Annotated in this window: 11 protein-coding genes; all 11 read right to left on the reverse strand. The window is 71.8% G+C overall.

Annotated elements, in window-relative coordinates:
• Positions 1–945, reverse strand: a 945-nt coding sequence (locus PV721_RS38110; protein ID WP_319732637.1) for a LysM peptidoglycan-binding domain-containing protein, incomplete at its 3' end; no start/stop codon positions are given.
• Positions 946–952: 7 nt separating this feature from the next.
• Complete coding sequence (locus PV721_RS38115) at positions 953–1,411, reverse strand: pilus assembly protein TadG-related protein (RefSeq protein ID WP_319732639.1); 459 nt, start codon at positions 1,409–1,411, stop codon at positions 953–955.
• The gene (locus tag PV721_RS38120; protein WP_319732641.1) at positions 1,408–1,851 is read right to left on the reverse strand and encodes a TadE family protein; all 444 of its coding nucleotides are present in this window, start codon (positions 1,849–1,851) and stop codon (positions 1,408–1,410) included. Before PV721_RS38120 ends, PV721_RS38115 begins: the two co-directional genes overlap by 4 nt.
• Complete coding sequence (locus PV721_RS38125) at positions 1,848–2,273, reverse strand: TadE/TadG family type IV pilus assembly protein (protein ID WP_319732643.1); 426 nt, start codon at positions 2,271–2,273, stop codon at positions 1,848–1,850. Before PV721_RS38125 ends, PV721_RS38120 begins: the two co-directional genes overlap by 4 nt.
• Positions 2,274–2,299: 26 nt before the next feature.
• The gene (locus tag PV721_RS38130) at positions 2,300–2,485 is read right to left on the reverse strand and encodes a hypothetical protein (protein WP_319732645.1); all 186 of its coding nucleotides are present in this window, start codon (positions 2,483–2,485) and stop codon (positions 2,300–2,302) included.
• Between the two features lie 18 nt (positions 2,486–2,503).
• Positions 2,504–3,394: a type II secretion system F family protein gene (locus PV721_RS38135; protein ID WP_319732647.1), complete on the reverse strand. Its 891-nt coding sequence runs from the start codon at positions 3,392–3,394 to the stop codon at positions 2,504–2,506.
• Entirely contained in the window at positions 3,391–4,311 is a 921-nt protein-coding gene (locus PV721_RS38140) for a type II secretion system F family protein (protein ID WP_319732649.1), read from the reverse strand. Before PV721_RS38140 ends, PV721_RS38135 begins: the two co-directional genes overlap by 4 nt.
• A 136-nt stretch (positions 4,312–4,447) precedes the next feature.
• Positions 4,448–5,917, reverse strand: a complete 1,470-nt coding sequence (locus PV721_RS38145; RefSeq protein ID WP_319732651.1) for a CpaF/VirB11 family protein — start codon at positions 5,915–5,917, stop codon at positions 4,448–4,450.
• Entirely contained in the window at positions 5,910–6,839 is a 930-nt protein-coding gene (locus tag PV721_RS38150) for a hypothetical protein (RefSeq protein WP_319732653.1), read from the reverse strand. Before PV721_RS38150 ends, PV721_RS38145 begins: the two co-directional genes overlap by 8 nt.
• Complete coding sequence (locus PV721_RS38155; protein WP_319732655.1) at positions 6,836–7,528, reverse strand: SAF domain-containing protein; 693 nt, start codon at positions 7,526–7,528, stop codon at positions 6,836–6,838. The genes PV721_RS38150 and PV721_RS38155 overlap by 4 nt, the downstream gene beginning before the upstream one ends.
• Positions 7,529–7,568: 40 nt before the next feature.
• Positions 7,569–8,036 (reverse strand): ATP/GTP-binding protein, encoded by a 468-nt coding sequence (locus PV721_RS38160; RefSeq protein ID WP_319732657.1) that lies wholly within the window; start codon positions 8,034–8,036, stop codon positions 7,569–7,571.
• Between the last annotated feature and the right edge of the window lie 220 nt (positions 8,037–8,256).

Below are 8,256 nucleotides of genomic sequence, written 5' to 3' on the forward strand. Positions count from 1 at the left end.
GCTGTCGGGAGCAGGGGCCGGGGCGGTTGCGGCGGGGAGAGTGAGTTCCTGACCCGGGACGATCAGGTCCGGGTTGTCGAACGTCCCGCCGCCGGGCAGCGACTTGCCCCGGTTGGCCTCGAAGATCTTCGGCCAGTCCTCAGGGTCGCCGTGCTCGTCCGCGATGCCCCACAGGTTTTCACCGGCCTTGACGACATGCTCGGCCTCGACAGCAGCGGGCTTCGCAACCGTGGGAACGGCCTGCGCGGGCTGCTGCACGGGCGCGGCCGTCTCGGGCGCGACCTGGGAGGGCGCCGGAGCCGGGGCAGCGGGCTTGGCGATGTTGGCGTCGGCCGGGAGCCGGATCACGGTGCCCTTGGGAAGGAACTGGTCACCGGCCACGAGTTGCGGGATGGAGGGGTTGAGCGCGGCGATGTCCTTCCAGCGCGGTCCGCTGCCCAGGTACTGCTCCGCCAGGTCCCACGGAAGCTCGGACTCCCCGGTGACCGTGTGGGTGGGCCAGGCGTCCTGCTCCGCCGCCGCCATTTGGGCCGCCGCCGCGCTGCTGGTGCCCGCCGTCTGCACGGCAGTCGCTGCGACGGCCGGGCCGGTCGTGGCGGCCGAGGCGGCGGTGGGGGCAATCAGGACGAGGCCGCCGATGAGGAGGCCGGCGAAGGACTGCATCCCGCCGAGGCCCTTGATCCGCTTCGCCTTGCGTCCGCGGAACAGGGCGACGATCTCGACGAGTGCGGAGAGGGTGAACAGCGCCCAGCCGATCCAGCCGATGGTCGTGAGCACCGTGAAAAACAGCCGGCCGTCGTCCTGCTGGGTCAGCAGATCCCATCCGCCGACGAAGTCCGTGGGCTGGTACCCAACTGCCAGCAGGACGGGGGGGATGCCGGCGATGAGTGCGGCCAGGACGGCGAGGCCGAGCAGGGCGCGGAGCAGGCGTAGGGGGGTGCTCATGGGGCGGTCAGCCTCCGGCTTGGGTGTGCAGTCGGGCGTGTGCCGTGCCGGACACACTGATCGTCGACCTACCCACGAACTGGGCGAACAACGTGGTGTAGGTGTCGTGGACGGTGACTTCGAGGCCCTGACCGCCGTCTGTGACGATCACGGAGCCCGAGACGTTCTGGGCGGCGAGGTAGTCCTGGGCGGCAGCGACGGCGGCGTCCGGGTCCACCGTGATCTCGGTGCCCTGGACAGCGGCAGGGACGTTGAGCTGCTGGCCGGCCGCACGGGCGGCCTCCTGCGCGAGGCCGGTGGCCTTGTTCGTCGCGTTGAGGGCGCCGCCGCCGTCGACCAGCAGCCCCATGATCATGATGATCCCGATGGCGCTCAGCGCGTAGAACGGCGACAGCGACCCCCTGTCACCGCCGTGGCGGATCCGGTCCCGCAGAGCGGTGATGCGGCGGGTGAGGGCGATGATCACTGGCGGCCTCGGTAGGAGTCGATCGGGCTGGTCCACGATGCCCGAAGGGTGCGGGATCCGGGGAGCCCGGGCAGTCCGATCTCGCCGAGAGGCGCGGTACAGGCAACGGTGACCCGGACGGTGGCCTCCTGGCCGAGGTCGAGGCCGTACCCGGAGGTGTCGACCGAGACGCTGGAAGAGGCGCAGTGGATGCCCTCGCCGTTGAGGCTGCGGTTCGCAGCGGCGGCCCCGGAGGCCTGGGCGGCGCCGGCTTCCCGTTCGAGGGAGGCGGCGCGGGCGGCCGCGCGGGCGGCGCCGTCCACGGCGCCGGAGGCGTCGGTGATCCGCCCGAAGGCGATCATCAGCAGCATGAGGGCGATGATGGCCGGGGCGAGGATGACGGTCTCCACCGAGTAGCTGCCCCGGTCCTCGCGCCAGTGGATGCGCCGGGCCCGCTTCACTGTGCTGCCACCCAGCGCTCGACGGGAGCCTCGGCGCTCTGGACGACGTCCAGTTCGAGTCCCGGCACGAGGGTGGCGACGGTGCCGCGGACGGTGATGCGGATCTGCTCCGGGCCGCTGCCGTCGGCGGAGACGCTCGCGCCGCGGACGCTGCCGTACTTCGCGAGGAGTTCCTGGGCCTGGGCGACGCCGTCGCCGGGGCCGGCGCCGAGCTGGCGTCCGGCCTCCACTCCCTGGGTGGCGGCGGAACGGGCGACGGAGCGGGCGTGGAAAAACATGCCGGTCTGGATCGCGGCGAAGACCAGGAACAGCACCACGACGGCGAGCACGGCCAGCTCCACGCTGCCCGAGCCCCGGTCGTCGCCTTCGGCCCGCAGGCGTGCCCGTAGGCGCCGCCACCGGTTGCTGACCTGGTCTTTCACGCCGCTTCCTTCCTCCCGTGGGTGGTTCAGCCGCTGATGAGCGGGAGCTTGGCGTCGGTGAACGTCTTGATCGCGGCGACGACCGCGATGGCGATGGCGATGACGACGCCTGCGATGACGGCGAGCTCGGCCGAGGTCTGACCGGCGTCGCCTGCGTTCTTCAGGCGCTCCCAGCGGGCGGCGAGGACGGTGGTGAGGGCTCGGATGTGCATGGTGTTCTCCTTTGTGGATCAGCCGTTGAACATGGTGACGATGGGCGGAAGGATCACGAAGACGAGCATGAGGAGCACGGCAAAGGTCACCGGCAGCACCATGGAGGTCGATGCCTCGTTGGCTTGGGCCTTGGCGTCGGAGAGGATCGCGACGCGCAGCTGGCGGGCCTGGGCCTGAAGGGTGGTGTAGACGGCGGCGCCGTCGCCCGCGAGGGCGAGGGTGTCGGCGGGCCGGGTCAGTTCGGGGATGTCGAGTTCCTCGCCGAGTTGCTTGAGGGCGTCCCAGACGGTGACGCCGGCGAGGTCGGCCTCGTAGAACGCCTGCCGCATCCGTTCGAAGATCCATCCGTCACCCACGTCCGCCGTGTCGGTCAGGGCTTGAGCGGCGCCGCTGTTGGCGATGCGGGCCAGGGCGACGCGGTCGAGGTAGGAGGCAGCGGCGTGCCGTACGACGAGCCGGGCGGCCGCGGCCTCCTTCCTGACCTCTTGGCCGGGCCACAGCCAGAACAAGGCGCCCAGACCGAGGCCTGCGGCGGCCGGCATCACGAACGGCAGGCTCACCCCGAGCATGGACAGGAGCGCACCGGCCAGCTGCGGCAGGACCAGCCCGTACAGCGCGAACAGGGCCCGCTTGCCCAGGTGTTCGGCGGGGCTGATCCGCAGGAGGTTGAGGTCCCGGACGGGCAGGGTGATCCGCTCGCCGAAGCCCGCCAGGAGGCGGGTGCCGACCTTCTCGGGCAGGGACCCGGTGCTGGTGGCAGTGACCCGGGGCTGGCGAGCGATGTGGTCGGCGTCGAGTCGGTCCATGACGGAGACGACGTCGGGCCGGGCCGGCCACAGGGCGCGGATGGCCACGCCGGTGAGGGCTCCGGCGGCCGCCGCGGGCAGAACCGCTTCCATGGGGATCATCGGGCGGCTCCCGTCGCGGTGGCCGGCTCCGCCGGCGTCAGGGGGTTCAGGAGGCGGGGGTCCGGCTTCGTGGCGGCCGCCCGGCGCAGCCAGGACAGCGTCCAGGCGAAGAGGCCGCCGAGGATCGCGAGGGCGACCTGCCCCATGGGGCTCTGGTACCAGGCGGACCAGGCCTCGTTGAGCATGCAGCCGACGAAGACGATGCAGATCACGATCGAGACGATGCGCGAGGACTTGCGGATCTTGGCGCGGTCGGACTCGATGTCGCGGGCGTCGGCGGCCTGCTGGTGGATCGTCACCGCGAGCGCCTCCAGCGCGGACGACAGGCCGGGGCCCATGTTCGCCGCGTGGGACTGGAAGAGCAACGCGACGTGGTCCACGACCCCGTCACCGAGCTCGTCCGCGAACAGGGCGAATGCCTGCTTGGCGTCCATGCCGGAGCGCAGCCGCTCGTCCAACGCCCGCACGTTGGCGGCGATGGGTGCCGGGGCGTTGCGTGCGCTGGCGCGGATGGTCTGGACGAGGCTGATGCCTGCGGTGTGGATGCCTGCCAGGCCGTTGAGCCACTGCCCGATCGCCTCCAGACGCTCGATGCGCTGCTCGGCGGCCGTGCCCGGGTTCAGGAGAAACGGGAAGCCGAGGACAGCGGCGCCGGCGAGGACACCGTGGACGGGCCACCCGGTCCACGCCCACACCGCGAGCACGGTGATACCGGCCGTCGTGACCACGGCGCGCCAGCGGCTCTGCCAGGCCTCGGGCAGGCTCGCCTTGGCCGCGCGGATTCGGCTTGCGCGGCGGGAGGCGGGCTTCGCCGGGTCCATGACACGGCCGCGCCACTCGCGTACGGCGATCAGGCCGGCGAGGACCATGACGAGGGCGCACAGCGCGGCTACGAGAGCCAGCTGCGAGGAGTTCACCGAACCTCCCGGGTCTCTGGTTCGGTCATCAGCTGTGCAACCGCCACACGAGTGGGCTGGCGAGGACCAGCGCCACTCCCGTGAGGGTGGCGGCGACCCAGGCGACTGCGCGGGTCACTGCAGTTCTCCAGGTTGGTCATCGCCGCTTCACCAACTTCATGGGCGGGCCCCAGGCACCTTCGGGGTTCTGGGTCAGCCAGTGGCGGTCGAAGGTACCGGTGCGCTCCAGGACGTCTATGTACGACGGCATGTTGCGGTACACGGCGCGCGGTTCGTCGCCGTGGGGGGCGAAGAGTTCGCTGGTGGTGGGGCGGCCGCCTTCGCCGACGACGTCGTGGACCTCGTAGATGTGGGAGATGAAGCGGTGCTTGCGGCCGCCGATGGCGGTCTCGTCGAGGTAGGTGAGGTAGACGACCACGTCGATCGCACTGGCGATCAGGTGGTTGGCGGCCTCCGTTTGCATGCCGGCTTCGGTGCACAGCTGGACGAGGCGGGAGATGATCGCGTGCGGGCGGCGGACGTGCAGGGTGCACATCGAGCCGGAGCCGCCCGCGGACATGGCCTGGAGCATGGGCAGGACCTCGGTGGAGCGGACCTCACCGACGATCACCCGGTTGACGTTGTAGCGCAGGGCGGTGGGGAACATGTCGCCGATGGTGACCTCACCCGAGGCACTACCGCCGCGGACCTCGCCGTTGGACTGGCGGGCCTCGAAAGCGAACGTGAGCGGACCCGGCTTGTCCGGCGGCCCGGGCTCATCCAGGTAGAGCTCGCGGTCGGACTCCAGGGTCGCGATCCGCTCACCGGGCGGGATCTCCCGGCCGAGGGCGCGCAGCAGTGAGGTCTTGCCGGCGCCCATGTCGCCGACGACCAGGATGTTGAGCTTCGCCTGGACGCAGGCCAGGAGGAAGGCCCGCAGCAGCGGGTTGATCGAGCCCCACTGGACGAGCTCGTCGATGCCGTGCTGGCGGATGCGGTGCTTTCGGATGACCACCGACGGCCGGGTGGTGAGCAGGCTCGCGGTGACGCGCGACCCGTCGGGCATGCGGAACCCGACGTTCGGCGTGGCCTGGGTCAGGGCACGCTCACCGTGCCCGGACAGGCCAGCCATCCGGTTGACCCAGGTGATCAGCTCGGCGTGCGAGTCGGCGACCCGGTCGATGCTGCGGCGGGGACGGTCGTAGTACTCGATGTGCGCGCGGAGCCCGTCAACCATGACGTCCTCGACGCCCTCCTCGTCGAGCAGGCCCTGGAGGCGGCCACCGCGGAACATCGCGTCGAACACCGCCGCCCCGATGGCGTGTTCCTCTGCCGGCGAGAGTGCGGAGTTGCCGTGCGAGTACTTCGTGGACCAATGCGCGACGGCCTTGGTCACCATGGAGCGGGCCTGGGCCCGGCGGTCGTCTTCTTCGAGCAGGCGGCTGGGGTCGTGGGCGGACAGCTCGGCGGACACCTCGGCCTGGAGGGCCTCGATCACCTCCCAGGCGACCGGCAGTTGGCCGGGCTGGGGGATGCGGGTCGTGCCGATACGGCCGGTGAGCAGTCCGGCGATGTCGGCGGGGCCGTGCGCGGTCGGGCCGTCAGGGCGCTGCTGGGTATCAGCCACGGGGATCCACCCGTCCCTTGCCCAGGCGCTGAAGTACCCCGGCAACCTGAGGAGTGGCCTGTGCCGGGAGGGCGGCCAGCGCTGAAGGGGTCGGCGCTGAGGGAGTCGGCGCTGAGGGAGTCGGCGGGTACTGCTGGTGCAGGGCTCGCCGGGAGGCGGCCGCCTGGAGGTGGCCGAGCGCGGTGCGGGCGGCGCCCAGGAGCGCGGACTTGTGCAGCTTTCGCGGGGCGCTGCCGGTGCCGGCGAGGTAGGCGGCGGTGTCCGGCTCCCAGGGCAGCGCGGCCATGACAGGCAGGCGCAGCGCTTCGGAGACCTCGTGGGCGCGGCGGGGGCCGTTCTCGATGAGGAGGACGCCCAGCGCGCTGGCGCCGTTGCCGCGGTCGGTGAGCTCGTTGCGCAGCGGCTCGGTCATGTGCCGGGCCAGAGCGAGGGCCTGGTCGGTGGCGCGTACGACGAGCAGCACCAGGTCCGCGCCGTGGAGGAGCGGTGCGGGCGTGAGGGTGGAGTGGAGGCGGCCGGACTCCAGGGCCAGGCGGCCGGCGTCAATGATGACGTCGTAGCCGCCTTCGTCGGACAGGACCCGCATGACCTGGGCCAGGGCGGGCCAGCTCCGTTCGAGGGCGGGAGCCTGGGCGGGGTCGGTCAGGCCAGGCAGGACCTGGCGGTTTCCGGAGGCGTCGAGGCGGACGAGGTGGTCGGCGAAGGCTCGCGCGAGGGCGTCCTCGCCAGCGCGCTCGGCGACGGCGAGGTGGTAGAGACCGGTCCCGGCCGTGATCTGGGCCTGGAAGAACCCTGCGCGCAGGGTGCCTCCGGCCGGGTCGCATTCGGCCAACAGCGAGGGGCGCGTGGAGGACAGGGCCATGGCGAGGGCGCTGGTGGTCACACCGGACGACTTCGCGCTCACCAGCGCGGTGACCGTCACGATCCGCTCCGCACGTCGCGGACCAGCGCGATCCGGCCGGAGGAGGCGCGGGTGGCCAGCAGGGGCCCGTCCGAGGACGCGACCGCGAGGTTGACGACGACGGCGCCGGACGCGTCGGGCCTGCTGACGGCAACGACGACCGCCTTGACCGAAATGGGTGGGGCCTCGGCGCCGTCCTTGCCGGTGGGCTGCTCGCCCTGGGCGGGGACAGTGACTGCGAGGACCTTGTCGCCGGGCACGAGGGAGCCGGAGGGGGCCTGGCCACGCTTGACCTGCACGCCGACCTGCTGCTTGTCGTCACCCAGGCCGGTGCCGGGCTGGAGCTGGCCGGCGACGAGGAGGCTGCCCTTGCGCAGGTCGACGGCGGGGCGCTTGCCCACGACGCTCGCGCGGTCGGTGGCGGGCATCGGGGTCAGGGCCCCGTCAGCGGACACCTCCGCGACGACGACGTCCGCGTCCGTCAGCGGCTGCCCGGCCGGGACGTCGTTCGCGATGGCCAGAACCTTCGTGCGCTCGCCGACGGCGGACACGGCGGCGGCCGAGCCGAGGGCGGCCGCGACGGCCAGCACGGTGCTCAGAGCGGCCGCAGCGTAGCGGCGCTGCTTCTTCACGGGGGCCGCGGTGGTGATGGGGAGATCGGTACGCGGGCCGGCCGGACGCGGCACCGGCGGGGCGGCGGGGGATTCCATTCGGGTACTGCCTCTCAGGGAAGTGCAAGCAGTGCGCGTGCTAGTTGAGGACCTGGACCTCGGCGACGTTGATGTCCACGGAGCTGGTGCGGACCTCGGTGAGCTGGCCGGCCTGGGCACCGCCGGTGACCTGCCAGTCGATCGACCAGGTGGACGTCGCGGTGACCTTGTAGGTGCCGGAGCCGGTGGTGGAGGACGGCTTGTCGTAGCGGTGGCCGCAGTCCGGGGAGGGCGACTTGCCGTACTCCGCCTTGTAGGGCGTGCCGGCCGTGGTGCAGGTGACCGTCTTCCCGTCACCCATGTTCCACACGATCTTCGACACCCGGGCGGTGGCTGTCACCGACACAGGTCCGATTGACGCCGAGGCCACGTTGGGCCCGTACGTCTCGGGACCGGTCTCGGTCCACATGTAGACGGGCATGCCGACCACACCCTTCCCACCGGGCTTCGGCGTGATGCCGATCGCGGGCGCGCGCAGCCGCATCTTGTCGACTGCTTGACGCGCCACGACCGCGGGGTCGATCACAGGGCCGCCAGCCGGCGGGCCATCGGAAACGAATGTGCCGCGCACGTCGGTCCAGCCTGTTTCTCGGTCCAGGCACTCCAGGACGTACAGCGAGAGACCAGGCTGCCGGCCGCCAGGCCCCCAGAGCGTGCTGTCGTCTGAGGGCTGCGGGTCCACCAACTTGTAGCTACAGGTGTAGCGGCTGTCCCCGCCCCCGGTGTCC

Source organism: Streptomyces sp. MB09-01 (assembly GCF_033794505.1).
GTDB lineage: Bacteria > Actinomycetota > Actinomycetes > Streptomycetales > Streptomycetaceae > Streptomyces.

What these genes read in the sequence shown, in the direction of transcription:
- PV721_RS38130 (WP_319732645.1), bottom strand. Translation starts at nt 2,485, where the DNA reads ATGCACATCCGAGCCCTCACCACCGTCCTCGCCGCCCGCTGGGAGCGC.
- PV721_RS38135 (WP_319732647.1), bottom strand. Translation starts at nt 3,394, where the DNA reads ATGATCCCCATGGAAGCGGTTCTGCCCGCGGCGGCCGCCGGAGCCCTC.
- PV721_RS38155 (WP_319732655.1), bottom strand. Translation starts at nt 7,528, where the DNA reads ATGGAATCCCCCGCCGCCCCGCCGGTGCCGCGTCCGGCCGGCCCGCGT.